We start from the raw sequence: 26,941 nt of genomic DNA, 5'->3' as shown, positions 1-26,941 counted from the left end.
TTGCGTCGTGAAACCTCACAGCCGCGGCCGAACTGGCAGCGGACGGTCTCTGACCAGGGGTTGGTGTTCGGCCTGCCCGCGAAGTACGCGAACGGCACCGACCGTCCGTACTGGGACGAGTCGGTGCACTACGTCTTCGAGATGAGCGACATCCTCTCGCTCGAAGCCGATGTCGAACTGCTCCACTCCATGTGCCTCGACGCGGTCGACAACGTGGTGCTGACCGAGCGGTACCGCGACTTCGGCATCCCCGAGTGGGTGTGGCCGCACATCGCCGAGTCGTGGCGCCGCCGCGACCCGCACGTCTACGGGCGCTTCGACCTGCGCTACGACGGTTCGGGCCCGGCGAAGATGCTCGAGTACAACGCCGACACCCCGACGTCGCTGCTCGAGGCCGCGTACATCCAGTGGTACTGGAAGGAAGACGTCTTCCCGGACGGCGACCAGTGGAACTCGCTGCACGAGCGCCTGGTCGAGCGGTGGACGGAGATCGGCGCCAAGCTGCCCTCCGGCGAGCTGCACTTCACCTGGTCGGGCGCCGACCCGTCCGGCGAGGACCACCTCACGATCGCCTGCCTGCAGGAGACGGCCGCCGAGGCGGGCCTGAACACCGTGGGCCTCGCGATCGAGGAGGTCGGCTGGGACACGCTGCTCAACCGGTTCGTCGACCTCGAAGAGTCGCCGATGGGCACGGTCTTCAAGCTGTACCCGTGGGAGTGGGTGGTCGAGGAGCAGTTCGGCCGCCACGCCGTCGAGTCGCTGCCCGGCACGCTCTGGGTCGAGCCGCTGTGGAAGATGCTGCTCTCCAACAAGGCGCTGCTCGCGATCCTGTGGGAGATGTACCCGGGCCACCCCAACCTGCTCCCGGCTTACCTGAACGACCCCGGCATGCTCACCGAGTACGTGCGCAAGCCGCTGCTCGGCCGCGAGGGGTCGAACATCCAGATCGTCGCTCCCGGTTACGAGACGCAGACCGGTGGCGTGTACGGCAAAGAAGGCTTCGTGTACCAGCTGTTCGATCCGCTTCCGGAGTTCGACGGCTACCGCCCCGCGTTGGGTGCCTGGGTCGTCGGCGACACGTCGGCGGGCCTCGGCATCCGGGAAACGGTCGGTCTGGTGACCGACGATGGCGCGGCGTTCGTGCCGCATCGAATTGTTGAGTAAGACTCCGAAAGGGAACGGGAAATGGACTACACGACGCTCGCGTTGGACCCCGGCTTCGGCTCGGCCATCGGCCGGGGCATCGGCGCGATCGCGCTGTACGCCGTCGTCGGTCTGGTCCTCATGGTGTTCGGCTTCTACGCGATCGACTGGACGACGCCGGGCAAGCTGTCGATCCTCGTCCGCAACGGTGCCCCGAACGCCGTGATCGTCACCGCCTCCGGCCTCGTGTCGATGGCGTTCATCGTCGTCGTCGCGATCCTGAGCGCGGTCGGCAAGCTCGACGAGGGCCTGCTCACGTCGCTGATCTACGGCATCGTCGGCATCATCGTGCAGGTCGCGGCCGTGCGGCTGCTGGAGTGGGTGACCCGCCTGGACATCGGCTCGATCATCGAGTCGGACAAGTTCGCGCCGGCCTCCGTCGTCGTCGCGGCGGCGCACGTCGCCCTCGGCCTCGTGGTGGCGTTCGCGATCTACTAGGTCGTACGTCTTCGAAGGGACCCGGTGCTCGAGGCGCCGGGTCCCTTCGCTTTGTCACCCCTCGCGACGTGTCCGGTCGTGCAGCCTGGCCGTCTCCTGGGGGAGCCCCAGCAGGGCGGCCAGGAGGCTGCCGACGAAGGCCACACCCGCGTGCGGCCTCCGCGTGGCCTCCCGGTGGAACCTCTCTTCGTCGAAGCCGGGCGGGATCTTGTTCGTCATCTGGCACCCCCTGCGCTTTCAACGCCACCCGCCCGCCACCCGTTGAACGGCCCCGGCAGATATCCGGATGAAGTGGCCGCGAGGCGGGGACTACCCTTTTCCAGGTGATTGACCTCAAGGTGTTGCGCGAGAACCCGGAGATCGTGCGCGCGTCGCAGCGTGCCCGTGGCGAGGACGAGGGCGTCGTCGACAGCCTGCTGTCCGCCGACGAGCGCAGGCGTTCCGCCATCTCCCGCGCCGACACCCTGCGCGCCGAGCAGAAGGTGCTCGGCAAGGAGGTCGGCAAGGCCAAGGGCGACGAGCGCGCCGCCCTGCTCACCAAGGCGAAGGACCTGGCCGGAGAGGTCAAGGCCGCCGAGGCCGAGCAGAACGCCACGGTCGAGGAGGTCAACGAGCTCCTGGCCAAGATCCCGAACCTGGTGCACCCGGACGCGCCGGTCGGCGGCGAGGACGACTTCGTGGTCGTCAAGACGGTCGGTGAGCCGCGCGAGTTCGACTTCGAGCCCGTCGACCACCTCGACCTGGGCACGAGGCTCGGCGCGATCGACATGGAGCGCGGCGCCAAGGTCGGCGGCTCGCGGTTCTACTTCCTCAAGGGCGTCGGCGCGCAGCTGGAGCTCGCGCTGCTCAACATGGCGGCGGCGCAGGCCACGGCCAACGGCTTCGAGCTCATGATCACGCCCACCCTGGTGCGGCCGGAGATCATGGCGGGCACCGGCTTCCTCGGCGCGCACTCGAGCGAGATCTACCACCTCCCGGCCGACGACCTGTACCTCGTGGGCACGTCGGAGGTGCCGCTCGCCGGCTACCACGCCGACGAGATCATCGACGGCGAACGCCGCTACGCGGGCTGGTCGTCCTGCTACCGCCGCGAGGCCGGGTCGTACGGCAAGGACACCCGCGGCATCATCCGCGTGCACCAGTTCAACAAGGTCGAGATGTTCTCCTACGTCAAGCCCGAGGACGCCGAGGCGGAGCACGCCCGGCTGCTCGGCTGGGAAGAGGAGATGCTCGCCAAGATCGAGGTGCCCTACCGCGTCATCGACACGGCGACGGGCGACCTCGGCACGTCGGCGCACCGCAAGTTCGACTGCGAGGCCTGGGTGCCGACGCAGCAGAAGTACCGCGAGCTGACGTCGACGTCGAACTGCACGACGTTCCAGGCCCGCCGCCTGAACGTCCGCTACCGCGACGAGAACGGCAAGTCGCAGATCGCCGCCACGCTCAACGGCACGCTGGCGACGACGCGCTGGATCGTCGCGATCCTGGAGAACCACCAGAACGCCGACGGCTCGGTCACCGTCCCGGTGGCGATGCGGCCGTTCATGGGCGGCCTGGAAGTCCTCGAGCCGAGGTAGTCGCGAGCTCGGGCTGCCGCTCCGGAACGTCGGCGGCGGCCCGAGCGGCCTTCCGCTCGTTCAGCTTCTTGATGAGCTTGCGGCCCTGGTCGATCATCGGCAGCTCCACCCACCGGTAGAGCAGGTCCGCCATGACCAGCCCCACCAGCGTGACCAGGACAGCCGTCCCGAACCTGGCCGTGCTGAACGGCGGGAGCGTGTAGATCACCGCGAAGCACGCGATCTCCTGGATCAGGTAGAGCGAGTACGACCGCTCGCCCACGAACGCCATCGGCCGCACCGACAGCACCCACCGCACGGGCCCGCCGCTGAGCGTGGAGAGCACGAGCAGGCCGATGGTCACGCCGTAGAGGCTCACCGGCACCAGGCCGCCGGTCCCGCCGACCGCGTCGTCGATCTCGCCGATGTTCGTCTGGACGAGGACCGCGGCCACCAGCGCGGGGATCGCGACGAGCGGGTGCGTGAGCGGGCGCAGCAGCGCGAACGTCCTGGGGTTGTGCAGCAGGAACGCGAGCAGGCAGCCCGCGACGATCATGTAGTAGGCACCGGCCGAGAGCGCCGCGGGCCCGGTGAAGTGCAGGTAGGCGCCCAGCACCAGCAGGCCGATCGTCATCGGTAGGCGCCGCTTGAGCGTGAAGGCGCCGAACGCGAACATCAGCACCGGCCAGACCAGGTAGAACTTCTGCTCGACGCCGAGCGTCCACGACTGCCCGAAGATCTTGCCCGGCTCCGCGTACTCGTTGGTGAACGTCAGGTAGTGCGGCAGCTGTGCGGGCAGTCCGCTCGCCACGTACTCGCCGCGCAGCCACATGAACGCCACGACGATCGCGAGGCAGACGTAGTAGACCGGCAGGATCCGGAACGCCCGGCGCACGTAGAAGTCGCGCAGCGAGATGCGGCCGTCGCGGGCTTCCTCCCGCAACGCCAGTGTGGTGATCAGGTAGCCGGACAGCACGAAGAACAGGTGCACGCCGATCCAGCCGTTGATCCGCGACCAGTTCGGTCCGGCGAAGTGGAAGAACACGACCATCACCGCGGCGAGAGCGCGCATCCCGTCGAGAGCGGGGAACCGCTTCATCGCCAGGTACTCGCCGTGCGTGACCGTCCGCATGCCGTGTACTCCCATTGATACAGGGGTCTATCGCTGGATCGGGTGATTGTGCATCAATCGGATGTTGATCTCTCGATCGGCCGGGCGCGGCTGCGACCACCTCGCGCCCCCGAGTGAGGCCGCTGACGTCCCAGACGGGCCAACCGCGAGGTCCGGTAAGGTTGCTACCCGGCCCCGTCCGGCGAATCCGCAGGTGGCGTGGGTTACACCAGCACCCGACGGGCAGGAACGGACCAGGTGGCGAACCGCATTCACGAGACCGCGATCATCGGCGCGGAAGTCGAGTTCGGCGACGACAACGTCGTCGGGCCGTACACGGTGATCGCCGGGCCGTGCCGCATCGGCGACGGCAACTTCATCGGGCCGCACGTCAGCATCGGCGGGCCCGCGGAGTACCTCAGCGCGCCGCACGTCGCCGGCTGGGACGGCGAGGTCGAGGGGCCCGGGGTCGTGATCGGGGACCGGAACCGCATCCGCGAGTTCGTCACGATCAACCAGGGCGTCTCGGACGCCACCCGGATCGGCAACGACAACTACGTGATGGGCCGTGCGCACATCGCGCACGACTGCGTGGTCGACAACGGCGCGGTCATCACCAGCGCCGTGCAGATCGCGGGTCACTGCCACGTGTGGTCCGGCGCGAACATCGGGCTCGGCACCGTGGTGCACCAGGGCGTCCAGATCGGCCCCGGCGCGATGGTCGGGCTCGGCTCCGCCATCCGCAAGGAGGTCGGTGCGTTCACCATCACGCTGGGCAACCCGGCCCGCACGACCGGCGTCAACGTCATCGGCCTGCAGCGCCGCGGCTGCACCGAGGAATTGATCGCGGCGCTCACGGGTTTCCTCACGGGGAAGGACGCCGACGTTCCGGCCGGCCTGCCCGAGGAGCTCGCCACGCTGCTCAAGGCGTGGAACGAGCGCTCAGACCAGCACTGATTCCCGGCCCAGCACCGATCCGAGAGAGAGAACATGTCGCTGAACGACCGTCTTCGCGGTGTCTTCGTGGAAGCTCTGCAGCTGGACGACGACGTGGATGTCGAGAACCTCAAGTACCGCGACATCGAGGAGTGGGACTCGGTCGGCCACATGGCGCTGGTCGCGGCCATCGAGGACGAGTTCGACGTGCAGTTCGAGACCGAGCAGGTCATCGACATGAGCAGCTTCAAGGTGTCCCTCGACATGCTCAAGGGCTTCGGCATCAGTGAGTGACTTCACCGGCAAGGTCGCTGTCGTCACCGGCGGCACCCGCGGTATCGGCTTCGCCACGGCTCGCGCCCTGAGCGAGGCCGGTGCCACGGTGGTGCTGACCGGCCGCGACGCCGAGACCGCCGCTGTGCGCGCCGAGGAGATCGGTGCGCAGGGGGTGGCGCTCGACGTCACCGACTCTGCCGCGGTGAAAGACGTCTTCAAGACGGTCGCCAAGGAGCACGGGCGCATCGACGTGCTCGTCGCCAGCGCCGGGGTGCTGGAGGGCGGCCTCATCGGCATGCTCACCGACGACCACATCGCCACGACGTTCAGCACGAACGTCGCCGGCACCATCGTCACCGTCCAAGCCGCAGCGCGCGCCATGATGCGCAAGCGCAGCGGTTCGATCGTGCTGCTCGGCTCGATCGTGGGCGAGGAGGGCAACGCCGGCCAGGCCGTCTACGCCGCCTCGAAGGCCGCGCTCAGCGCGTTCGCGAAGTCCGCGGCCAAGGAGCTCGGGCGCAGCGGCATCCGGGTCAACGCGGTGGCGCCCGGCGTGATCGCGACCGACCTCATCGCCGAGCAGTCCGACGAGGTGCTGGAGCGCGTCAAGGAGAACACCGCGCTGCGCCGGATCGGCACCGCCGACGAGGTCGCGAAGGTGATCACGTTCCTGGCGGGTGACGACGCGTCGTTCGTGACCGGGCAGGTGCTCGGGATCGACGGAGGACTGGTGCTGTGATGCTGGTGCACGCGGGAGCCCGGTTGCGCGACGCCGTCACCGGCGAGCTCATCGCAGGCAACGACCTGCGGGAACGGGTCGCGAAGCAGGCCAAGGCGTTCGCCGAGCTGCCGCCCGGTGTGCTGTTCGCGCGCATCTCGCCCGACGTCGCCGGCGTCATCGGCTATCTCGGCGCGCTGGAGGCGGGACGCGCGGTCGCGCTGCTCGACCCCGCCCAGGACCGCGAGGTGCTGGAGGGCCTGGTCGCCCGGCTCCGCCCGGCCGCCGTGCTCGGTGCGGGTGAGGGCGAGCCGCTGACCGGCTACCGCTCGGCCGCCGTGCTGAGCGAAGGCGACCCGCAGCCGGGCCACGGTGCCGACTGGGTGCGCGAGGACAGCGAGGGCGTGGTTCCCCACCCCGACCTGGCCGTTCTGCTGCCCACCAGCGGCTCCACCGGCAACCCCAAGTTCGTCCGGCTCTCCCGGCAGGCCATCTCGGCCAACGCCGAGGCGATCGCCGAGGTGCTCGGCATCGACGAGGACGAGGTCGCGCCGACGAGCCTGCCCCTGCACTACAGCTACGGCATGTCCGTGCTGAACAGCCACCTGGTCCGCGGCGCGACGGTCGTGCTGGAGAACTCCGGCGTGGTCGGCCGCGGCTTCTGGGACGCCGTCGAGCGCTACGGCATCACGTCGCTCGCGGGCGTGCCGTACCACTACGAGATGCTGCGGCGGCTGCGGTTCGACCCGGCCAAGTACCCGGCGCTGCGCACGCTGACCCAGGCCGGCGGCAAGCTGCGCCCGGAGCTGATCAGCGAGTTCCACACGAAGATGACCGAGGCCGGCGGCCGGATGTTCGTCATGTACGGGCAGACCGAGGCGGGCCCGCGCATGTCGACGCTGCCGAGCGAGCGGCTCACCGAGAAGCTCGGCTCGGTCGGGCCCGCGCTGCCGGGCGGGACGTTCGCGATCCGCGCCGAGGACGGCACCGAGATCACCGAGCCCGGCGTCACCGGCGAGGTCGTCTACCGCGGCCCGAACGTGATGATGGGTTACGCCGAGTCCGAGGCCGAGCTGGCGCTGGGCGACGTCACGGGTGGCGAGCTCGTCACCGGCGACCTGGGCCACCTCGACGCCGACGGCTACCTCTTCGTCACCGGCCGGATCAAGCGCATCGGCAAGGTCTTCGGCAACCGGGTCAGCCTCGACGACCTGGAACAGATCGTGAAGGCGCACGGACCCGCCGCCGCGGTGCCCGCCGGCGACAAGGTCGTCGTCTGGCTCGACGGCGCGGACAAGGCCACCTGCAAGACCGCCGCGAAGCTGCTGTCGGAGACCCTGCACCTGCACGTGACGGGCTTCGACGTGCGCCCGAGCGACGGGTTCCCGCTGCTGCCCAGCGGCAAGATCGACTACCGGTCCCTGGAGGCACAGGCATGAGCGAGAGCGTCTTCGGTCGCAGCCAGGTCGAACGCGAGGCCGCGCTGCTGACCGAGCTCACCGAGCTGACCGAGCACCACCGCGCGCACTCCGTTCAGTACGACCGGATCCTGTCGTCGCTCGGCATCGAGTCCGGCCGGCAGTTCGACTCCCTGGCCGAGCTGCCGTGGTTGCCCGTGCGGATGTTCAAGACCCACGAGCTGAAGAGCGTCCCGGACGACGAGGTCTTCAAGGTCCTCACCTCGTCCGGGACGACCGGCGACCCGTCCCGCATCTACCTCGACAAGGACGCCGCCGCGGTCCAGCCGCGCATGCTCGGCGCGACCCTGCGCGAGGTGCTCGGCGGCAAGCGGCTGCCGATGCTGATGGTCGACACGATCAGCATCATCAAGAACCGCCGCTCGTTCTCGGCCCGAGGCGCGGGTGTGCTCGGTATGGCGAACTTCGGCCGTGCGCACGTCTACGCGCTCGACGAGAACGACCAGCCGGACGTCGAGGCCGTGAAGGGCTTCCTGGAGAAGCACGGCAGCGAGCCGTTCCTGATCTTCGGCTTCACCTTCATGGTGTGGCAGTACCTCTACGAGGTCGCGCGTGAGCACGAGCTCGACCTGTCCAACGGCATCCTGATCCACTCCGGTGGCTGGAAGAAGCTGATCGACATCGCGGTCGACAACGCCGAGTTCCGCCGCCGCTTCGCCGAGGACACCGGTCTCACGAAGATCCACAACTACTACGGGATGATCGAGCAGATCGGCACGGTCTACCTGGAGGGCCCGTCCGGGAACTCGTTGTACTGCCCGGAGTTCGCGGACGTCATCATCCGCAACCCGGACACCTGGGAGGAGCAGCCCGTCGGCGAGCCCGGTGTCATCGAGGTCATCAGCACGCTGCCGCGCAGCTACCCCGGCCACGTCCTGCTGACCGAGGACCTGGGTGTCGTGCACGGCATCGACGACGGCGACTGGCCGGGCAAGCGGTTCTCCGTACTGGGCAGGCTGCCGCGCGCCGAGGCCCGCGGTTGCTCGGACACCTTCTCTGGAGCTGTTGCGTCATGAAGCGCCGTTTCCCGGCAGGCCCGGACACCGACGTCGACTCGCTGCTCGCCGACCTGGCCCAGGAACCGGAAGGCGGTCGCCTGAAGGTGGGCGACGAACGGATCATCGACTTCCTCCGCATCCTGGCCCGCAAGCTGCTGGCGCCGAAGATGGCGCGCCGCTACCCGGAACTGGCCTCGCTGGGGTTCTTCCTGCGCAAGGGCGAGATCGCCAAGGTCCTGCGCGCGGTGGAGACCCCGCCGGGTGTCATGAGGTTCCCGCGCGGTCTGGTGTTCCACGTGCCGCCGGCGAACGTCGACACGATCTTCGTCTACTCCTGGGCGCTGTCGGCTCTCGCCGGGAACCGCAACGTGGTCCGCATCTCCCCGCGCTCGGCCGGCGCGGCCGAGGCCGTGGTGGAGGCGCTGAACGCGGCCCTCGAAGAAGCCCACCCGGTGGTCGCCCAGACGCAGGTCATGGTCACCTACGACCGCGACGACAAGATCACCGCGGCCCTCTCCGCCGCCTGCGACCTGCGGGTCATCTGGGGCGGCGACCGCGCGGTGACCGAGGTGCGCAGGATGCCGCTGGCACCGCACGCCCGCGACGTCACGTTCCCCGACCGGGCCTCGTTCGCGGCGATCTCCGTGGCGGGCTGGGAGAAGGCGACGCCGGAGCAGCGCAGGGACGTCGCCGTCGGCTTCTACAACGACTCGTACTGGTTCGACCAGGCCGCGTGCTCGTCCCCGCGCGCGATCTTCTGGGTCGGCGACACCGCCGGAGCGCAGGCCGGTCGTGAGGAGTTCCGCGGCCTGCTCGCGGACGTGATCGCGGCGAAGGAGCTCGTGGTGGAGCCGGCGATGGCCGTGCAGAAGAGGGTGTCGGCGTACGGCGTGGCCGCGGACGGTCACGCGACGTCGATCCGCTTCGACGGCAACGCGGTCGCCACGCTGGAACTGACCGCGCCGCAGGACGTTCCGCGCGAGTGGCTGGGCGTCGGCACGTTCCCGCTCGCCACCCTGTCGTCGCTCTCCGAGCTCGTGGACATGGTGCAGCGCAAGGACCAGACGTTGTCGGCGTTCGGTTTCTCCCAGGAGGAGCTGGAGCAGCTCGCGCACGACCTCGCGGGTCGCGGCATCGACAGGATCGTGCCGTTCGGCTCGGCGCTCGCGTTCTCCGAGCACTGGGACGGGTTCGACCTGCTGGCCGAGTTCAGCAGGCTCGTCACGGTCAAGGCCTAGAAAGCCTTCCAGGACAACGGAAAGGGGGCCTCGCCGACAGGCGGGGCCCCCTTTCGCGTCAGTGCGGGATCAGCAGAAACCCATGTTCGACAGGGTGTCCACCACGATCTTGCTCGGGTGGAAGTCGTCCATCTTGGACGGACGACGGTACGACTCGTAGTTCTCCAGGAAGCCCCGCAGCTTGCCGCCGTCCATGCCGGTCAGCAGCAGCGTCGTGTTGCCGCCGTGGTTGTCCTCGGTCCGCTCGCGGTGGATCGCGCACGGCACACCGAGGTAGTTGCACTCGGCCTGCAGACCACCGGAGTCGGTGACCACGAACTTCGCACGCGCCATGATCGGCAGGAACGCGAGGTAGCGCAGCTTCGGCTTGATGATGAGGCGTTCGCCGTCGAAGAGGTGGCCGAGGCCGTACTGGCGGATGCGCTCCTGCTCCGGCGGGCCCGCCAGGTACAGGATCGGCATCTTCTCCGACGCCTTCTTCAGCAGCTCCAGCGCCTCGGTGTACTTGTCCTTGCGGGACACCAGTTCGAAGCGGTGCAGCGTCGCGAGGCCGAACTCCTCCGGCAGGTCGAACGTCGGCTCGGCGTCGATGGCGAGACGCATCGCGTCGATCGCCGTGTTCGCGCCGGTGTCGATGACCGCGCCACGAGCGTTGCGGAGGTTGTTGACCTCCTTGGCCGTGGGGGCGAAGTGCAGGTCGACGATCTTGGCCGCCAGCTTGCGGTTCAGCTCCTCCGGCAACGGCGAGAGCAGGCTGCCCGAGCGGGCACCGGCCTCGATGTGGCCGACGCGCGAACGCAGGATCCGCTTGCCGATGAACGCGCCGTAGGGGGTGGTGAACGTGTCACCGTGCACCAGCACGAGCGGCGGGCGGCCGTCGTCCTTCAGGATCGCCTTGAGCTCGTGGCGGCGGCTCCACGCGTTGCGCATGACCGTCGCCGCCCAGCCGGGCACCTGGGCCGGCCGTTCGATGTGCTTGGCCTGGTCCTTCGGCACCAGCCAGACGCTGGGCTCTGGCAGCTGCAGGTCGGCCAGCGTCTCCTCGACGTGGTCGACGTGCTGCGCGGTGAACCAGATCTGCGGCTTGGTCCCGCGCTCGGAGATCGCGTGGAACACGGGCGCGATCTTGATCAGCTCCGCGGTGGTGCCGAGGATGAAGGAAATCACCCGGCCGAGGATACCGGGGGCGTTACTCGATCATTGACCGCGTCAGGTCCGCGACGTGCTTCCCGATCTCCAGCGATCCCGTCGCGGCAGGTGATGGCGCATTGAGCACGTGGACCTGCCGAGGTGCGCTCTCGATGAGGAAGTCGTCGACGAGAGAGCCGTCCGGGAGCATCGCCTGCGCGCGCACGCCGGCCTCCGCGCGCACGATGTCCGCCTCGGTCACCTCGGGCACGAGCCGCGCCAGCGACGCCGCGAACCGGGCGCGCGACAACGACCTCAGCACCTCGTCCACACCGGTCTTCGCGTACTTGCGCGCGAGCTTCCAGGTGCCGGGGAACTTCACGACGTCCGCCACGTCGCCGAACGAGAAGTCCCGCCACCGGTACCCCTCGCGCCGCAACGCCAGCACGGCGTTCGGTCCCGCGTGGACACTGCCGTCGAGCATCCGGGTCAGGTGCACGCCGAGGAACGGCAGCGTCGGGTCGGGCACGGGGTAGATGAGGCCGCGCACCAGGTCGGTGCGCGTCAGCTCGTAGTACTCACCGCGGAACGGCACGATGGTCGCTTTGGGGGAGAGGCCGGCCAGCCGCGCCACCCGGTCGCTCTGCAGGCCCGCGCAGTTCACCAGCGCGTCCGCCCGCACCACACCCTGCGGCGTGAGCACCTCGACGCCGTTCGCCGCGGACCGGATCGCGACCGCGGGGGACTGCAGCCGCAGGTCGTGGCCGTCGAGCTCGCGCACCAGCGCCTCGCACACCGCGGGGAAGTCGATGATCCCGGTCGACTCGACGCGCAACGCCGCCACGCACGACACGTGGGGCTCGTACTCCCGCGCCTCGCTCGCCGAGATCAGCTTCGCGGGCACTCCGTTCGCCTCTGCCCGCGCCGCGAGGTCGTTCAGGCGGGGCAGTTCGTCGGGGGAGGTCGCCACGACGAGCTTGCCGCACACCTCGTGGGGCACGCCGTGCTCGCGTGCGAACGCGATCATCGACGCGTTGCCGGCGACCGACATCCTGGCCTTGAGCGAACCGGGCTTGTAGTAGAGGCCGGCGTGCACGACGTTGCTGTTGTGCCCGGTCTGGTGCGCGCCCCAGCGCCGTTCCTTCTCGAGGACCGTCACCCCGTCGCCGCGCGCCGCGAGCTCCCGCGCCACCGCGAGTCCGACGATTCCGCCACCCACCACCACGACCTGCGCCACGGCTGCGGAATCTACCTGCTGGAACCGCCTCAGTGGCCCAGCGTGGGCAGCACGTCCGCAGCGATCTCCTCGACCACCGACTCGCTGCCCGCGTAGATGCCGTCGTGCCGGGGCCAGTGCACGACCACGTCGGTGAAGCCCAGCTCGGTGGCCCTGCCCACGGCGTCGGTGAAGTACGCGGAGCTCGACAGCGAGTACCTCGGCGCCGAGTCGAGGTTCAGGTGCCTCGCGACCCGGCCGGGACGGTCCTGCGTGACCAACGTCTCGGTGAACTGCTCGGACATCTCGGCGACCCCGCGCCACCACGCGTCGAGGTCCTCGGTCGGCGGCCCGGTGGTGACCCATCCCTGGCCGAACCGGGCGGCGATCCGCATCGCCTTCGGCCCGTTCGCCGCCACCACGAACGGCACCCGCGGCCGCTGCACGCAGCCCGGCGCGCTGCGGGCCTCCTCCGCTGCGTAGAACTCGCCCTGCCACGACGTGCGGTCCTTGACCAGCAGCTGGTCGAGCAGCTCGACGAACTCGCCGAACCGGGCCGTCCGGTCGCGCGGCAACGGCGCCTTGTCGCCCATCACCGTGGTGTCGTACCCCGCCCCACCTGCGCCGACGCCGAGCGTGAACCGTCCGTCGGACACGTCGTCGAGCGTCAGCAGCTCCCGCGCGAACGGCACCGGGTGGCGGTAGTTCGGGTTCGCCACGAACGTCCCGAGCCTGATGCGCGAGGTCACCATCGCGGCCGCTGTGAGCGTCGGGACCGCACCGAACCAGGGGCCGTCCACGAGTGTCCGCCAGCCCAGGTGGTCGTAGGTCCAGGCGTGGTGGAACCCGTACTCGTCGGCGGCACGCCACTTCGGTTCGGCGATCCACCAGCGGTGTTCCGGGAGAATGACGATTCCTACGCGCACGCTCGTACGGTAACGAGCTGTTCAGCTTCCGACGAACCTGGACCAGGCAACATGTCAGCTGTGGAACAACCGCGCCTGGTGGCATCTGACATCGACGGAACCCTCCTGCACCCGACCGAGCAGGTGAGCGAGCGCACCCGCGCGGTGATCGGGCGCGTGCTCGCCGCCGGGGTGCCGTTCGTGCTCGCGACCGGCCGCCCGCCCCGCTGGGTGCCGAGGATCGCGCGGGAGGCGGGCGTCGACGGCCTCGCGGTCTGCGCGAACGGCGCGGTGCTCTACGACGTCGGCCGCGACGAGATCGTCTGGGCGCACACACTCGACCCGATGCTGCTGCACGACGTGGCCGGTGCGATCGACGGCGCGGTGCCCGGCTGCACCTACGCCGTGGAACGGGTCGGCGGCGGCACGGACGACACCACGTTCGTCGCCGAGCTGAGCTACGTCCACCCGTGGCCCGAGGGCCCGAACGTCGGACTGAGCCGCGCCGAGACCCTGGGCAAGCCCGCGATGAAACTGCTGGTCCGCAACCCGGACATGACCAGCGAGGAGATGGCCGAGTCGATCGGCTCGCTGCTCGGCGACCAGGTCGACCTCACCTACTCGACGAACAGCGGCCTGGTCGAGCTCGCCGTGCCGGGGGTGACGAAGGCGAGCGGCCTGGCCGACGTCGCGGAGCGGTTCGGGGTGGACGCGGCCGACGTGATCGCGTTCGGCGACATGCGCAACGACGTCGACATGCTCACCTGGGCAGGTCACGGCGTCGCCATGGCCAACGCCCACCGGTCCGCGCTCGACGTCGCCGACGAGGTCACCGCACCGAACAGCGAGGACGGTGTCGCCCTCGTCCTGGAAAGGTGGTTCTAACCGCTCCGGGCAACCCCGCGGCGGTCCCGGCCGTCTTCTACAAGCGCGTGCCTCGCGTCCAACCGCCCAGGTAGAGCCCGGATCAGCTGTCAACACCCGTACGGGTAGCGTGATGAACCGCGACGCAGGCTCACACGCACTGCGCCGGGCCCGCCGGTGTGGTTCCCCGAAGGCGAGAGACGCTGAATGATCCCGATTACTGTCGTTGACGTGGCCGCGGCCGAGGAACTCGTGCTGCAGGTGCTCCGCTCCGGCGCGATCGCGCAGGGCCCGATGGTCAAGCGCTTCGAGGACGCCTTCGCGGGCGTCGCCGGAGTGCCGCACGCGATCGCCGTGAACAACGGCACCACCGCGCTGGTGGCGTCGCTGCAGGTGCTCGACCTGCAGCCGGGAGACGAGGTCATCACCTCGCCGTTCACGTTCGTCGCGACGCTCAACGCGATCCTCGAGGCCGGCGCCACCGCCCGGTTCGCGGACATCCGCGACGACGACTTCAACATCGACGCGGACAAGGTCGCCGCCGCGGTCACCCCGAACACCAAGGTGCTCATGCCCGTGCACCTCTACGGGCAGACCGCGGACATGGGCAAGCTCGTCCCGCTCGCGCAGGAGCACGGCCTCGCGCTGGTCGAGGACTCGGCGCAGGCCGTCGGTGCCACGTTCGAGGGCCGCCCGGCAGGCAGCTTCGGCATCGGCTGCTTCTCGCTCTACGCGACCAAGAACATCACCACCGCCGAGGGCGGCGTGATCACGACCTCGGACGACACGATCGCCGACCGCCTGCGCGTGCTGCGCAACCAGGGCATGCGTCAGCGGTACCAGTACGAGGTCGCCGGTCACAACTACCGGATGACCGACATCCACGCGGCGATCGGCATCCCGCAGCTGGAGAGCCTGGAAGAGATCACCAAGGCCCGCCAGGCCAACGCCGAGGCGTTGAGCAAGGGCCTCGCGGGCATCAAGGGCCTGCAGCTGCCGGCCGTGCTGCCCGGCCGCACCCACGTGTGGCACCAGTACACGGTGCTGATCACCGACGACGCCCCCGTGAGCCGCGACGAGTTCGCCGCGAAGCTCACCGAGAAGGGCATCGGCAACGGGATCTACTACCCGAAGACGGTCTTCGACTACGACTGCTACCGGGACAACGACAAGGTCGTCATCTCCGACGTGCCGGTCGCCGAGCGGGTCGCCCGCCAGGCGCTGTCGCTGCCGGTGCACCCGAAGCTGACCGAGGCGCAGCTCGACACGATCATCGCGACCGTTCGCGAGGTGCTGGGCGCATGAGCACCGTGCCGAAGATCGCGCTCATCGGCGTGGGCAACATGGGCTCGCTGCACGCCCGTGTGATCAACCAGTCCGAACGCGTCGAGCTCGCCCGCATCGTCGACCCGCGCGAGGAGGTCGGCCGCAAGGTCGCCGCCGGGTTCGAGACCACGTGGTCGCCCGAGATCGGCGACCTGTCCGACGTGGACGCCGTCGTGCTCGCGTCGGCGACCGAGTCGCACTACGGGCTCGCGCTGGACGTGCTGAACCAGGGCAAGCCGTTGCTCGTCGAGAAGCCGGTGTGCGCCGACCTCGCCGAGACCGAGGAGGTGCTGGCGCTCTCGAAGGAGCGCGGCATCCCGATCATGTGCGGCCTGCTGGAGCGCTACAACCCGGCCGTGATGACGGCGCTGGAGCTCGTCTCCGAGCCCGTCTACGTCTCCGCGGTCCGGCACTCGCCGTACGCGCCGCGCATCCGCACCGGCGTGGCGTGGGACCTGCTCGTCCACGACGTCGACCTGGCGATCCGCTGCATGGCGGGTGTCGAGCCGACGAACGTGTCCGCCGGTGTCGGCCAGTTCCACCCGTCGTCGGTCACCGGCGCGGAGGACGTGGTCAACACGCTGCTGCACTTCCCGACGGGCGCCATGGCGTCGGTGTCGGCGTCGCGCATCGGCCAGCGCAAGATCCGCACGCTCTCCATCACCGAGCTCGACCGCCTCATCGAGGTGGACCTGCTCACCAGGAACGTGACGATCTACCACCACGTCTCGCAGGACGCCGCCACGCCGGACGGCCGCGGTTACCGGCAGCAGGCGATCATCGAGATCCCCGAGCTCGTGACGGCGCGTGAGCCGCTCGCGACCCAGCTCGACAGGTTCCTCGACCTGATCGACGGCAAGGTCGACGCCGACCGCGAGCGCGACTCGATCCTGCCGTCGCACCGCGCCGTGGCCCAGGTCAAGGCGAAGTCCGCCGCGCTGGCCGGCTGAACCGGAGAACTGACTTCTGATGGGTGCATTCGTCGTTCTGGCGTTCATCCTGCCCGGCCTCGCGGTCGGGCTCGCGCTGCGGCTGAGAGGCTGGACCCTCGCGGCCGCGGCGCCGGTGCTCACGTTCGGCACCATCGCGCTCGGCACGCTGGTGGTCGGCAAGCTGGGCATCTCGTGGAACCTGCTCACGGTGGCGGTGTGGACGGTCGTCCTGACCGCCGTCGTCGGCGTGGCGACGTGGCTCGTCGCGCGTCGCACCGGCGGTGAGCCGCTGATCGAGGAGCCGAAGCGCTCGCTCGGCGAGAACCTCGTGGTCCTCGGCGGCGTCGTGCTCGGCATGGCCGTGGGCGCGGCGACGTTCCTGCGCGGCATCGGCGGCACGCTCAGCACGGTCAACCAGGACTGGGACGCGCCGTACCACGGCAACGCGATCCGCTGGATGTCCGAGCACGCGACCGCGCTGCCGTCCGCGCTGGCGCCGATCGCGAACCTGCCGGCCGGCACGCAGTACTTCTACCCGAACACGTACCACGCGCTGCTCTCGCCGCTGCTCGACAAGGCGGCGGGCATGCCGGAGCTGCTGAACCTGGCCGCGCTCTCGGTGATCCTCGCGTGGCCGCTCGGCATCGCCGCACTGGCGCTCGCGTGGCGCATGCCGCCGCTCGGCGCCGCGATCGCCGCAGGCGTGTCGACGTGGTTCACCGCGTTCCCGTACGACTCGCTGTGGCGCGGTCCGCTGTGGCCCTACGTCGCCGGCGTCGCCCTCGTGCCCGCCACGATGGCCATCGCGCGCAAGATCATGACGACGCGCGGCCTGACCGGTCCGCTCGGCCTCGCGCTCGCGGTCGCCGGTCTCACCGGCCTGCACACGAGCCTCGTGTTCATCGCGTTCGCCTACATCCTGATACTGGCGCTGGCCCTGGTCTTCAAGCTGGAGCCGATCGACTGGAAGGCGAGCTGGAAACAGCTCGCCCTGACCGCGGGGCTCGGCCTGGTCGCCGTCATCCCGGTGATGCTGCCGGCCCTGGTGCAGTCCGCCGGTGTGACCGGCGCGCAGTGGGACGAGTTCGCGTCTCCCGCGGAGGGCATCGGCCAGACGCTGCTGTTCTCCCCGGTCGTCGCGTTCCCGCAGTGGTTCCTCGGCATCGCGGCGATCACCGGCATCGTCCTGATGATCAAGAACCGCGTCATGCTGTGGGTCGTCGGCGCGTGGATCCTGCTGGGCGCGCTGTACGCCGGTACGGCGTCGTTGAACAACAACCTGATCAACACGCTGAGCGGTCCGTTCTACAACGACGCGTGGCGCTTCGCGGCGCTGCTGCCGCTCGCCGGTGCCGTCGCGGTGGGGTACCTCGGCTACACGGTCGCCACGGCGCTGACCGCCAAGCTCGGCACCCGAGTCAGCGCGCAGCGGGCGGCGTTCGTCGTGCCCGTCGCGTTCGGACTCGCCGGGGTGCTCGTGCTCGGCCTGCTGGGCAAGGGCGCCTACATCGGCCGCAACGCGCAACGCCTGTCGGAGACGAACAATGAGGGCGCGACCGTCACGAAGGGCGAACGCGAGGCCTACAAGTGGCTCGCCGAGCACTCGAAGGACCGCCCGGTCGTCAACGACCGGCTGGACGGCTCCGTGTGGATGTACGCGCTGGCCGGCGTGAAGCCGGTGGAGTGGACGTTCTACGGCGCCGACGAGAAGACCAACGCCGGGCAGATCACCTGGCACCTGCAGGACATCGACAAGGACCCGAACGTCCGCAAGGCCATCAACGCGCTGGGCGTGAAGTACGCCCTCGTCGGAGCGGGCTACGTGCGGCCGAACTCGCGGCCCGCGCCGGGGCTGATGGCCCTGGAACGGCTGCCCGAGGTGCGGAAGGTCTACGAGAACCCGCAGGCCACCATCTACGAGTTCGTCGAGCCGGGCACCGGCAAGACGTCCTGACGGATGTGGTGTGGAGGGCCCGGCCGGGGACTCGGCCGGGCCCTTCGCCGTGTGCGGGGCCCCGTCCGTCCCGCCCGGGTTGGCACGCACCCCTGAGACTCGCGGGCGGTGGAGCGCCTGGATACTGGTCCGCGTGACGAGCAGGAGCAACTCCCTCCCCGGCGTCCCCACCCTCAGCGTTGTCATCCCCACCTACAACGAGCAGGACTGGATCGCTCGCTCGGTCGAGGCCCTGATGACATCGCTCGACCGCGCCGAGTGGCCGGCCGAGATCGTGGTGGTCGACGACGGCAGCACCGACGAGACGCCGAAGCGGCTCGTGGAGCTCGTGCAGCGGTTCGGCATCACCGTGGTGAGCCAGGAGAACGCAGGCCGGTTCGCCGCGCGCCAGGCAGGTCTGGCCGCCGCCACCGGCGAGCGCGTCCTGCTGCTGGACAGCCGCGTGATCATCGCGCCCGAGGCGTTCACGTACCTGCGCGACCAGTTCGTGCAGCACCCCGAGCGCAAGGTGTGGAACGGGCACATCAACGTCGACACCGTCGGCAACCCCTACGGCGGCTTCTGGGCCGGCCTGGTCGCGATCGGCTGGCGCAAGTACGTCGCGAACCCGCGCCTGGTGTCGTTCGGCGCGGACGAGTTCGACCTCTACCCCAAGGGCACCGGCTTCTTCTGCGCGCCGCGCGAGCTGCTGCTGGGTGCGGCGAGGTCGTTCGAGTCGCTGTTCGACGACGTGAAGCTCGCGAGCGACGACACGCGCATGCTGCGGTGGATCTCCGAGCAGGAGCGCATCCACCTGAGCCCCGGCTTCGCGGCCACCTACAACAGCCGCGACTCCTTCAAGAAGTTCGTGAAGCACGCGTACTTCCGCGGCACCACGTTCGTCGACAGCTACCTCGACTCGCCCGGCCCGGCGCGCAACGCGTTGTTCGCCGCCATGGCCGTCGGTGTGGTCGGGCTCGTGGTCGCGGCGAAGTTCCCGAAGACGGCGCTGCTGCTGATCCTCGTGGGCATGGGCGCGGCGGGCGCGGTGGCCCGCAAGTGCGGTGCCACCAAGGACCAGACGCTGGCCGTGTCGAAGCTGCTGCCCGTCTTCGCCGCGAGCTTCGGCTCCGGTGTGGTGCGCGGCCTGTTCCTGGCGCTGAAGAAGGCACTGACCAAGTGAGTGAGAAGACCGCAGGTCGTTCGCTCGGCACCGTCGGCATCGCGGTGCTGCTCGCGGCGGGTCTGGGTTATCCGATCCTGATCCTCACCGCCCGCACCCTGACGCCGGCGGACAACGCGGTCTTCCTCACCTTCTGGGGCATCGTCTTCGGCGTCGGCAGCGCGCTCTCGCCGGTCGAGCAGGAGCTGTCGCGGCTGTCCGCCGTGGCCGACGTGGCGGGCAAGCGCGTCGGTCCGACGGGGTTGCGCACGATCGCGGTCGCCGCAGCGGCCGTGGGGCTTTTCGGACTGCTCGTCGCGCTCCCGCCGGTGAGCGAGCAGCTGTTCGGTGAGTACACCGCGCTCGCGTTCGTGTCGCTGGCGTCCGGACTCGCGTTCGCCGTGCAGTTCGGCACCCGCGGCACGCTCATCGGCTTCCACGAGGCCAAGTCGTTCGGTGGCCTCGTCGTCACCGAGGCGGCCGTGCGGATCGGGTTGCTCGGCCTGTTCCTCGTGCTCGGCCTGAACGGCATCGTGCCGCTGGCGATCGCCGTGGCGGCCGGGTCGTTCGCGTTCCTGCCGTTCGGTCCGCGGGCGCTCAAGCGCCACGACCTGAGCGGTGACGCAGAGCCGTGGGGCGTCGTGGCCAGGCGCATCCTCGTGCTGATGCTCAGCGCCGGGCTCACCGCTTCGGTCCTGACCGGCTACCCGGCGATCGTGAAGCTCTTCGCGGGCACCGCGGAGGAGCTGGAGTCGCTCGCCGGCCTCTTCCTCGCCCTGACCGTGGCGAGGCTGCCGCTTCTGCTGTTGTCGCCGGTGCAGGCGATGGCGGTGCCGACGGTCGTGCGCCTCTCGCAGGACGAGGAGGGGCACGGAAAGCTTCGCGCGCTGTTGGTCAAAGGTTCAGCCGGCGCGTTCGTGCTCGCGGGGATCGGTGCCGCGTTCGGCTGGCTCATCGGGCCGTGGGTGGTCAAGCTGCTCTTCAGCGCCAAGTACGACGTTCCCGGCTGGGCCGTCGCGGGCCTGGTGTGGTCGTCTGTGCTGCTCGGCGCCGTGATGCTGCTCGCGGCCGTGCTGGTCGCACGGACCGAGGGCGCCAAGGTCCTGGTGCTGTGGGCGATCGTCGCGGCGCTCAGCGTGCTCGTGCTGGCGTTCGCGCCCGGTGACCTGGTGTTGCGCGCTGTGCTCGGCCTGGTGGTCGCACCGACCATCGGTGCGTTCGTGGCCATGGCTTTCGTGCTGCGGCCTGGTGTCCGTGCTGAAACTTCTACTGGTTAGGCTCCTCGACGTGTCTGACTCTGTCGACTTGCGACGAGTGCTCATCGTGCTTCCCGCGTTGAACGAGGAGCACAACATCGAGAAGGTCATCGCCGAGGTGAAGGCCGCCCTCCCGGACGTCGGCGTGCTGGTCGTGGACGACGGTTCCACGGACCAGACCTCGCTGCGTGCGCGGGAGAGCGGTGCCCGTGTGGCGCGCCTCGCGGTCAACCTCGGTGTCGGCGGTGCGATGCGCACCGGGTTCCGCTACGCCGTGCGCAACGGCTTCGAGGTCGTGGTCCAGGTGGACTCCGACGGCCAGCACAACCCCGCGCACGTGCCCGAGCTGCTGCGTCAGCTCGACCAGGCGGACATCGCCATCGGCGCCCGGTTCGCCGGCAAGGGCGACTACAAGGCCCGCGGCCCGCGCCGCTGGGCCATGAAGCTCTTCGCCGTGGTGATCTCGGCGATCTCCGGCCAGAAGCTCACCGACGTCACGTCGGGGTTCAAGGCGTCCGGTCCGCGCGCGGTGCGGCTCTTCGCCGCCCACTACCCGGCGGAGTACCTCGGCGACACGCTGGAGGCGCTCGTCATGGCCGCGCGGGCCGACCTGAAGATCGTGCAGGTGCCGGTGGAGATGCGCGTGCGCGCCGGCGGCACGCCGAGCACGTCGCCCGTGAAGTCCGCCGTCTACCTGCTGCGGGCCACCCTGGCGCTGACGCTCGCCCTCGTTCGCCGCAAGCCCAAGACCGGCTCCTTCGAAGCCGCTTAGGAGGCTCCCGTGTCTGCGTTCCGTTTGCTGGCGATTGTGGTCGCGGCGCTCGTGCTGATCGTCGTGGTCGAAATGATGCGGCGCCGCAAGCTTCGCGAGAAGTACGCGGGAATGTGGCTGTTCGTCGGTATCGGTGTAGTCCTTTTGGGCGCCATCCCCGGCCTTCCGACGTGGTTGTCGAACCTCACCGGCATCCAGCTCGCGGCCAACTTCCTGTTCGCCGCCGCCGCGTTCACGCTGCTCTTCGTCGTGCTGCAACTGTCCAGTGAGGTGGGTCACCTCGAAGAAGAGGTGCGCACCACGGTGGAGGAGATCGCCTTGCTGCGCTGCGAGCTGGAAGGCGTGCGCGCTGAGCTGGACAAGCGCGTCGCGAGCACTGAAGAACAACTTCTCCGAGCCCAGCCCTGAATTCGGGGCACTCGGGGCATACAGGTAACCTCGCTTGCCGTGAGCTTCGCAGGTTATGACCTGATCGTCGTCGGTTCCGGATTCTTCGGCCTCACGGTCGCCGAGCGCACCGCCTCCCAGCTGAACAAGCGGGTGCTGGTGCTGGAGCGGCGTGACCACATCGGAGGCAACGCCTACTCGGAGGCAGAGCCCGAGACAGGCATCGAGGTGCACCGCTACGGCGCGCACCTGTTCCACACGTCGAACAAGCGCGTGTGGGAGTACGTGAACGAGTTCACCTCGTTCACCGGCTACCAGCACCGCGTGTTCGCGATGCACAACGGTCAGTCGTACCAGTTCCCGATGGGCCTCGGGCTCCTGTCGCAGTTCGTGGGCCGCTACATGTCGCCCGAGGACGCGAAGGCGTGGGTCGCCGAGCAGGCCTCGGAGATCGACACCAAGGACGCGAAGAACCTCGAGGAGAAGGCGATCTCGCTGGTCGGCCGTCCCCTCTACGAGGCGTTCATCAAGGCCTACACGGCCAAGCAGTGGCAGACGGACCCGAAGGAGCTGCCCGCCGCGGTCATCAGCCGCCTGCCGGTGCGCTACACCTTCGACAACCGCTACTTCAACGACACCTACGAGGGTCTGCCCGTCGACGGCTACACCGCGTGGCTCGAGAAGATGGCGGACCACCCGAACATCGACGTCAAGCTGTCCACGGACTTCTTCGACGTGCGGGACGAGATCCCCGCCGGCACGCCGGTCGTCTACACGGGCCCGGTCGACCGCTACTTCGACTACTCCGAGGGCTGGCTCGGCTGGCGTACGCTCGACTTCGAGCAGGAAGTGCTGCCCATCGGCGACTTCCAGGGCACGCCGGTCATGAACTACAACGATGCGGACGTGCCGTACACGCGCATCCACGAGTTCCGCCACTTCCACCCGGAGCGCGAGTACCCGAACGACAAGACGGTTATTGTTCGGGAGTTCTCCCGCGCCGCGGAGAAGGACGACGAGCCGTACTACCCGATCAACACGGCCGAGGACCGCGTCAAGCTCGAGCGCTACCGCGAGCTGGCGAAGAAGGAAGCCGCGGAGCGCAACGTGCTCTTCGGTGGGCGCCTCGGAACGTACAAGTACCTGGACATGCACATGGCGATCGGTTCTGCGCTGAGCGTGTTCGACAACAAGATCGCTCCGCACCTGGCGTCCGGTCAGGCGCTGGACGGGTCGCTGGAGGACTGAATCGCAATGCCGGGCAAGTCCAACCTCGTGGAGCACGCGGCTCCGGAGAAGCTGTTGACGCAGCGCGGCCTGTTCGCAGGTCCCTCGCAGATCGTCTCGGAGGACCTCTACGCCGAGGTGAAGCGCGGGATCGCGGACCGGGAGCGCCACCGCATGGTGGTGCACCCGAACGCCACGGTCACGATGAACACCTACTTCGGCCGTTTCCCCGCGTCTTACTGGCAGCGGTGGTGCGTGAGTCCCGAGGTGGAGCTCGAGCTCGAGGTGACCGGCTCCGGCCAGGTCGCTCTCGTCGCCTCGGACTCCGAGGGTGAGACCCGCACGGTCGCCGCGGAGAAGGTCGCCGGCGCGAAAGCGCAGAAGGTGCGCCTCTCCGCGAAGATCGACAAGTTCACGGACGGCGGCGGCCTCTGGTTCGACGTCATCACCGCGGACGACTCACTCGCGGTCGAGCAGGTCCGCTGGACGGTCTCGCCGCCGAAGACGGTGCGTCCGACCGCGGTCGTCATCTGCACGTTCAACCGTGTGGACGACTGCCTGAACACGATGGCCGCCCTCGCGTCCGACCCGGAGCCGCTCAAGCTCGTCGACACGATCTACGTCGTCGACCAGGGCACGGACGCCGTCGAGTCGCGCGAGCGGTTCGCCGAGGTCTCGGCCGCCCTCGGGCCGAAGCTGCGCTACATCCGCCAGCCGAACCTCGGTGGTGCCGGCGGCTTCACGCGCGGCCTGTACGAGGTCACCGAGATCGACCACGCGGAGCACGCCAACGTCCTGTTCATGGACGACGACGTGCTGTGCGAGCCCGAGATCGTCATCAGGCTCACCGCGTTCGCGAACCGCACGACGCAGCCGACGATCGTCGGCGGTCAGATGCTCTACCTGCTGCACCCGAACTTCCTGCACGTCGGCGCCGAGTTCGCGAACCTCGACACCCTCGCGCCGGGCCAGGTCGTGGAAGGCGCGCTGTTCAACGCCGACCTCACCGGGTACGACGAGGAGACGGGCAAGCGCAACGTCCAGGACAAGCGCGTCGACGCCGGCTACAACGGCTGGTGGTCGTGCCTCATCCCGTCGGAGATCGTGAAGGCGGTCGGCTACCCGCTGCCGCTGTTCTTCCAGTGGGACGACATCGAGTACGGCTACCGCGCGCGTGCCCACGGTTTCGCGACCGTGTCGCTGCCCGGTGCCGGTGTCTGGCACGCGGACTTCCACTGGAAGGACTGGGACGACTGGCACAGGTACTTCAACCTGCGCAACGCCCTGATCACCTCCGCGCTGCACAGCCGCTTCGACCCGAAGATGATCGTGCGCGGCATGGCCAAGTCGTTCGCCACGTACATCCTGGGCATGCAGTACGGCCTCGCCGCCACCCAGCTCAAGGCGATCGAGGACTTCCTGAAGGGGCCGGACTTCCTCAGGGACGGCGGTGTGCAGGCGGCGGCGGACATCCGCAAGCTGCGCGCCGAGTTCCCCGAGACGGTGCGGCACCCGGCGTCGGAGATCCCCGGTTTCAAGCCGGGCAGCCTGCCGATGATCACCTCGGCGCCCACGCCGAAGCTGATCGCGCCGGTGTTCGCCAAGCGTCTCGTGAACCAGCTGCTCGGCAAGTCGGTGCACGAGGCCGGCGCCGTTCCCGCCGGTGACTCGGCGTGGTGGCACGTCTCGCTGTTCAACACGGCGGTCGTGACCGACGCGTCGCAGGAGGGCGTGCGGGTGCGCAAGCGCGACAAGGAGCTCGCCGTGCGCCTGTCCAAGCAGGGCGCCAAGCTCTTCCGCGAGCTGTACCGCAGGGCTCCGGAGATGCAGCGCTCCTACCGGGACGCGATGGGTCAGCTGACCAGCCGCGACACCTGGTCGCGTCTGTACGACCTCTGATTCACACAACGAACGCTGTACGCGGGCGGTCCGGGATCCTTCCGGGCCGCCCGTCCTACTGACAGGGGATGGGTCCGTGGACCAGAACTGCGTGCTGCAACGGGTGATCCTGCCCCGTGACGAGGACCCGCTGGACGTCCGTCCGCTCTACCTCGACGAGCCGGACTCGGTGCACTGCCACGTCGCGTCCCGCCGCAGCACCACGGTTCCCCCGTCGGCGAAGGTCTCCTTCTCCACGTACTTCAACGCTTTCCCCGCCTCCTACTGGAAGCGCTGGACGACGGTCGAGGAGGTCGTGCTGCGCATGGCGGTGCGCGGCACCGGTCGTGTCGACGTGTACCGCTCGCGTCCGTCCGGCGACATCATCCACATCGAGGGCCAGTACGTCCGCGAGGCGGACGAGTGGACCGACGTCGAGTTCACCGTGTCGCTCAAGCCGTTCGAGGACGGCGGCTGGATCTGGTTCGACGTCTTCACCGACGACGCGCCGCTGGAGATCCGCGAGGCGGCCTGGACCGTGCGCGAGCCGTTGCCGGTGCAGAAGGTCGCCATCGGCATGACGACCATGCGCCCGGTCGACGCCGTCATCGCGTTGCGCGCGCTCGGCGAGGACAAGGCCGTTCTCGACGTGCTCGGCAAGGTGTTCGTCGCCGACCAGGGGGCCGTGAAGGTCCGTGACACCCAGGGGTTCGCGGAGGCGGCGGCACTGCTCGGGGACAAGCTGGAGGTCATCGAGCAGGACAACCTCGGTGGGTCCGGCGGCTTCACCCGCGGCATGTTCGAGGCGATCGAGAACACCGACGTCGACCAGATCATGTTGATGGACGACGACATCCGCCTGGAGCCGGACGCGGTGCTGCGCTCCAACGCGTTCGCCCGCGCCGCCGCCCAGCCGGTGATCGTCGGCAGCCACATGCTGAACCTGTACTCGCGGGCCCGCCTGCACAGCTCCGCGGAGATCGTCGACCTCAACACGTGCTTCTGGCGCGCGGCACCGGGCGCGGTCACCGACCACAACTTCGCCACGGACTCGTTGCGGGAGACCAAGGAACTGCACCCGCGCATCGACGCCACCTACAACGGCTGGTGGATGTGCCTGTTCCCGCGCGAGGTCGTGCGCCGCAGCGGTTACCCGTTGCCGCTCTTCATCAAGTGGGACGACGCCGAGTACTCGCTGCGCGCGCTGGAGCACGGCTTCCCGACGGTGTCGCTGCCGGGTTCGGCGGTCTGGCACATGCCGTGGACCGACAAGAACGACTCGACGGACTGGCAGGCGTACTTCCACACGCGCAACCGCCTGATCCTCGCGGCGCTGCACAGCCCGTACGACGTGAAGAACGGCATCGTGAAGCACGGCCTGAAGCTCACGCTGCGGCACCTGCTGTCGATGGAGTACTCGACGGTCATGTTGCAGCAGAAGGCGATCGAGGACTTCCTCGCCGGCCCGTCGCTGCTCTTCGACTCGCTGCGCACCGCGCTGCCCGAGGTCCGCAGGCTGCGCGCGGAGTACTCCGACGCGCAGACCCTGCCGTCGGCCCGTGAGTTCCCGCCGCCCACCTTCGACCAGGTGCGCGCCGAGGCCCTGCTGCAGCCGTCGCAGTCGAAGATCACCACGGCCAAGCGCGCCGCGAAGTCGTTGCTGCACAACTTCCGCAGCCCGGCCCCCGACGCCGCGGGCCGCCCGCAGATGAACGTGCCGGCGCTCAGCGCCCGGTGGTTCCTGCTCGGCAACCTCGACAGCGCGACCGTCTCCACCGCCGACGGCACCGCGGTGGCGTTCTACAAGCGCGACCCGCAGGAGTTCCGCGCGCTGGCCAAGCGGGCGGCCCGCAACTACCGCCGCCTCGGCCAGGAGTGGGACCAGCTCAAGCGCGTGTACCGCGCCGCCCTGCCGGAGCTGACGTCGACGGAATCGTGGCGGAAGGTATTCGAGGGCTGAGTCACTCCTCCTTCTCAAGGCAGGATCCGTCGTCCGCCGAACG

Annotated in this window: 25 protein-coding genes; 20 read left to right on the top strand and 5 right to left on the bottom strand. The window is 69.2% G+C overall.

Features of this window, described 5'->3' with window-relative positions:
• A complete protein-coding gene (locus tag ACWF7A_RS10840; protein ID WP_452250250.1) occupies positions 1 to 1,164 on the top strand; it encodes a glutathionylspermidine synthase family protein in 1,164 nt (387 codons plus the stop codon).
• Between the two features lie 21 nt (positions 1,165 to 1,185).
• Positions 1,186 to 1,641: a DUF350 domain-containing protein gene (locus ACWF7A_RS10835; RefSeq protein WP_382433131.1), complete on the top strand. Its 456-nt coding sequence runs from the start codon at positions 1,186 to 1,188 to the stop codon at positions 1,639 to 1,641.
• A gap of 54 nt (positions 1,642 to 1,695) precedes the next feature.
• Here the strand turns inward: ACWF7A_RS10835 and ACWF7A_RS10830 are convergent, their stop codons facing one another.
• Positions 1,696 to 1,860 carry a hypothetical protein gene (locus ACWF7A_RS10830; RefSeq protein ID WP_452250249.1) on the bottom strand — a complete coding sequence of 55 codons (165 nt, stop codon included), beginning with the start codon at positions 1,858 to 1,860 and terminating at the stop codon, positions 1,696 to 1,698.
• 104 nt (positions 1,861 to 1,964) lie between these two features.
• Here ACWF7A_RS10830 and serS point away from each other — a divergent pair, with 104 nt between their 5' ends.
• The gene (gene serS / locus ACWF7A_RS10825; protein ID WP_452250248.1) at positions 1,965 to 3,218 is read left to right on the top strand and encodes a serine--tRNA ligase; all 1,254 of its coding nucleotides are present in this window, start codon (positions 1,965 to 1,967) and stop codon (positions 3,216 to 3,218) included.
• Here serS and ACWF7A_RS10820 read toward each other — a convergent pair.
• Complete coding sequence (locus ACWF7A_RS10820) at positions 3,184 to 4,329, bottom strand: acyltransferase family protein (protein ID WP_452250247.1); 1,146 nt, start codon at positions 4,327 to 4,329, stop codon at positions 3,184 to 3,186. The genes serS and ACWF7A_RS10820 overlap by 35 nt on opposite strands.
• Before the next feature lie 237 nt (positions 4,330 to 4,566).
• On the opposite strand from ACWF7A_RS10820, the gene ACWF7A_RS10815 reads away from it, so the two are divergent.
• From ACWF7A_RS10815 to ACWF7A_RS10790, 6 genes are read left to right on the top strand one after another with little or no spacing between them, the layout of a single operon-like run.
• Complete coding sequence (locus ACWF7A_RS10815; protein WP_452250246.1) at positions 4,567 to 5,265, top strand: UDP-N-acetylglucosamine acyltransferase; 699 nt, start codon at positions 4,567 to 4,569, stop codon at positions 5,263 to 5,265.
• A 33-nt stretch (positions 5,266 to 5,298) separates the two neighbouring features.
• Positions 5,299 to 5,538, top strand: a complete 240-nt coding sequence (locus ACWF7A_RS10810; protein WP_452250245.1) for an acyl carrier protein — start codon at positions 5,299 to 5,301, stop codon at positions 5,536 to 5,538.
• Positions 5,531 to 6,259: an SDR family NAD(P)-dependent oxidoreductase gene (locus ACWF7A_RS10805; protein WP_452250244.1), complete on the top strand. Its 729-nt coding sequence runs from the start codon at positions 5,531 to 5,533 to the stop codon at positions 6,257 to 6,259. The genes ACWF7A_RS10810 and ACWF7A_RS10805 overlap by 8 nt, the downstream gene beginning before the upstream one ends.
• Positions 6,256 to 7,677, top strand: a complete 1,422-nt coding sequence (locus ACWF7A_RS10800) for an AMP-binding protein (protein WP_452250243.1) — start codon at positions 6,256 to 6,258, stop codon at positions 7,675 to 7,677. The genes ACWF7A_RS10805 and ACWF7A_RS10800 overlap by 4 nt, the downstream gene beginning before the upstream one ends.
• Entirely contained in the window at positions 7,674 to 8,732 is a 1,059-nt protein-coding gene (locus ACWF7A_RS10795; RefSeq protein WP_452250242.1) for a LuxE/PaaK family acyltransferase, read from the top strand. The genes ACWF7A_RS10800 and ACWF7A_RS10795 overlap by 4 nt, the downstream gene beginning before the upstream one ends.
• Positions 8,729 to 9,952: an acyl-CoA reductase gene (locus ACWF7A_RS10790; protein ID WP_452250241.1), complete on the top strand. Its 1,224-nt coding sequence runs from the start codon at positions 8,729 to 8,731 to the stop codon at positions 9,950 to 9,952. The genes ACWF7A_RS10795 and ACWF7A_RS10790 overlap by 4 nt, the downstream gene beginning before the upstream one ends.
• A gap of 69 nt (positions 9,953 to 10,021) precedes the next feature.
• Here ACWF7A_RS10790 and ACWF7A_RS10785 read toward each other — a convergent pair whose 3' ends face one another.
• Genes ACWF7A_RS10785 through ACWF7A_RS10775 form a run of 3 tightly spaced genes read right to left on the bottom strand, consistent with a single transcriptional unit; the run spans position 10,022 to position 13,222 of the window.
• On the bottom strand, positions 10,022 to 11,119 hold the full coding sequence (locus ACWF7A_RS10785) for a UDP-N-acetylglucosamine 2-epimerase (RefSeq protein ID WP_452250240.1): 1,098 nt from the start codon (positions 11,117 to 11,119) through the stop codon (positions 10,022 to 10,024).
• 22 nt (positions 11,120 to 11,141) lie between these two features.
• Complete coding sequence (gene lhgO / locus ACWF7A_RS10780) at positions 11,142 to 12,317, bottom strand: L-2-hydroxyglutarate oxidase (RefSeq protein WP_452250239.1); 1,176 nt, start codon at positions 12,315 to 12,317, stop codon at positions 11,142 to 11,144.
• Between the two features lie 29 nt (positions 12,318 to 12,346).
• Positions 12,347 to 13,222 carry an LLM class flavin-dependent oxidoreductase gene (locus ACWF7A_RS10775; RefSeq protein ID WP_452250238.1) on the bottom strand — a complete coding sequence of 292 codons (876 nt, stop codon included), beginning with the start codon at positions 13,220 to 13,222 and terminating at the stop codon, positions 12,347 to 12,349.
• 60 nt (positions 13,223 to 13,282) lie between these two features.
• On the opposite strand from ACWF7A_RS10775, the gene ACWF7A_RS10770 reads away from it, so the two are divergent.
• From ACWF7A_RS10770 to ACWF7A_RS10720, 11 genes are all read left to right on the top strand, one after another.
• Positions 13,283 to 14,086: an HAD family hydrolase gene (locus ACWF7A_RS10770; protein ID WP_452250237.1), complete on the top strand. Its 804-nt coding sequence runs from the start codon at positions 13,283 to 13,285 to the stop codon at positions 14,084 to 14,086.
• A gap of 186 nt (positions 14,087 to 14,272) precedes the next feature.
• Positions 14,273 to 15,370: a DegT/DnrJ/EryC1/StrS family aminotransferase gene (locus ACWF7A_RS10765; protein ID WP_452250236.1), complete on the top strand. Its 1,098-nt coding sequence runs from the start codon at positions 14,273 to 14,275 to the stop codon at positions 15,368 to 15,370.
• A complete protein-coding gene (locus ACWF7A_RS10760; protein ID WP_452250235.1) occupies positions 15,367 to 16,341 on the top strand; it encodes a Gfo/Idh/MocA family protein in 975 nt (324 codons plus the stop codon). The genes ACWF7A_RS10765 and ACWF7A_RS10760 overlap by 4 nt, the downstream gene beginning before the upstream one ends.
• 19 nt (positions 16,342 to 16,360) lie before the next feature.
• Positions 16,361 to 18,277: a DUF6541 family protein gene (locus tag ACWF7A_RS10755; RefSeq protein ID WP_452250234.1), complete on the top strand. Its 1,917-nt coding sequence runs from the start codon at positions 16,361 to 16,363 to the stop codon at positions 18,275 to 18,277.
• A gap of 133 nt (positions 18,278 to 18,410) precedes the next feature.
• Positions 18,411 to 19,439: a glycosyltransferase family 2 protein gene (locus ACWF7A_RS10750; RefSeq protein ID WP_452250233.1), complete on the top strand. Its 1,029-nt coding sequence runs from the start codon at positions 18,411 to 18,413 to the stop codon at positions 19,437 to 19,439.
• Positions 19,436 to 20,695, top strand: a complete 1,260-nt coding sequence (locus ACWF7A_RS10745; RefSeq protein WP_452250232.1) for a lipopolysaccharide biosynthesis protein — start codon at positions 19,436 to 19,438, stop codon at positions 20,693 to 20,695. The genes ACWF7A_RS10750 and ACWF7A_RS10745 overlap by 4 nt, the downstream gene beginning before the upstream one ends.
• A gap of 10 nt (positions 20,696 to 20,705) precedes the next feature.
• Positions 20,706 to 21,446 carry a glycosyltransferase family 2 protein gene (locus ACWF7A_RS10740; RefSeq protein WP_452250231.1) on the top strand — a complete coding sequence of 247 codons (741 nt, stop codon included), beginning with the start codon at positions 20,706 to 20,708 and terminating at the stop codon, positions 21,444 to 21,446.
• Between the two features lie 9 nt (positions 21,447 to 21,455).
• Positions 21,456 to 21,854 (top strand): DUF2304 domain-containing protein, encoded by a 399-nt coding sequence (locus ACWF7A_RS10735; protein ID WP_452250230.1) that lies wholly within the window; start codon positions 21,456 to 21,458, stop codon positions 21,852 to 21,854.
• A gap of 39 nt (positions 21,855 to 21,893) precedes the next feature.
• A complete protein-coding gene (gene glf / locus ACWF7A_RS10730; protein WP_452250229.1) occupies positions 21,894 to 23,081 on the top strand; it encodes a UDP-galactopyranose mutase in 1,188 nt (395 codons plus the stop codon).
• Positions 23,082 to 23,087: 6 nt separating this feature from the next.
• Positions 23,088 to 24,959, top strand: a complete 1,872-nt coding sequence (locus tag ACWF7A_RS10725) for a glycosyltransferase (RefSeq protein WP_452250228.1) — start codon at positions 23,088 to 23,090, stop codon at positions 24,957 to 24,959.
• A 76-nt stretch (positions 24,960 to 25,035) separates the two neighbouring features.
• Complete coding sequence (locus ACWF7A_RS10720) at positions 25,036 to 26,898, top strand: glycosyltransferase (RefSeq protein ID WP_452250227.1); 1,863 nt, start codon at positions 25,036 to 25,038, stop codon at positions 26,896 to 26,898.
• The last annotated feature ends 43 nt before the right edge of the window (positions 26,899 to 26,941 follow it).

Source organism: Lentzea sp. NPDC055074, from assembly GCF_053608005.1.
Note: the sequence above shows the minus strand (reverse complement) of the source record. Positions and strands in the feature narration are given on the sequence as shown.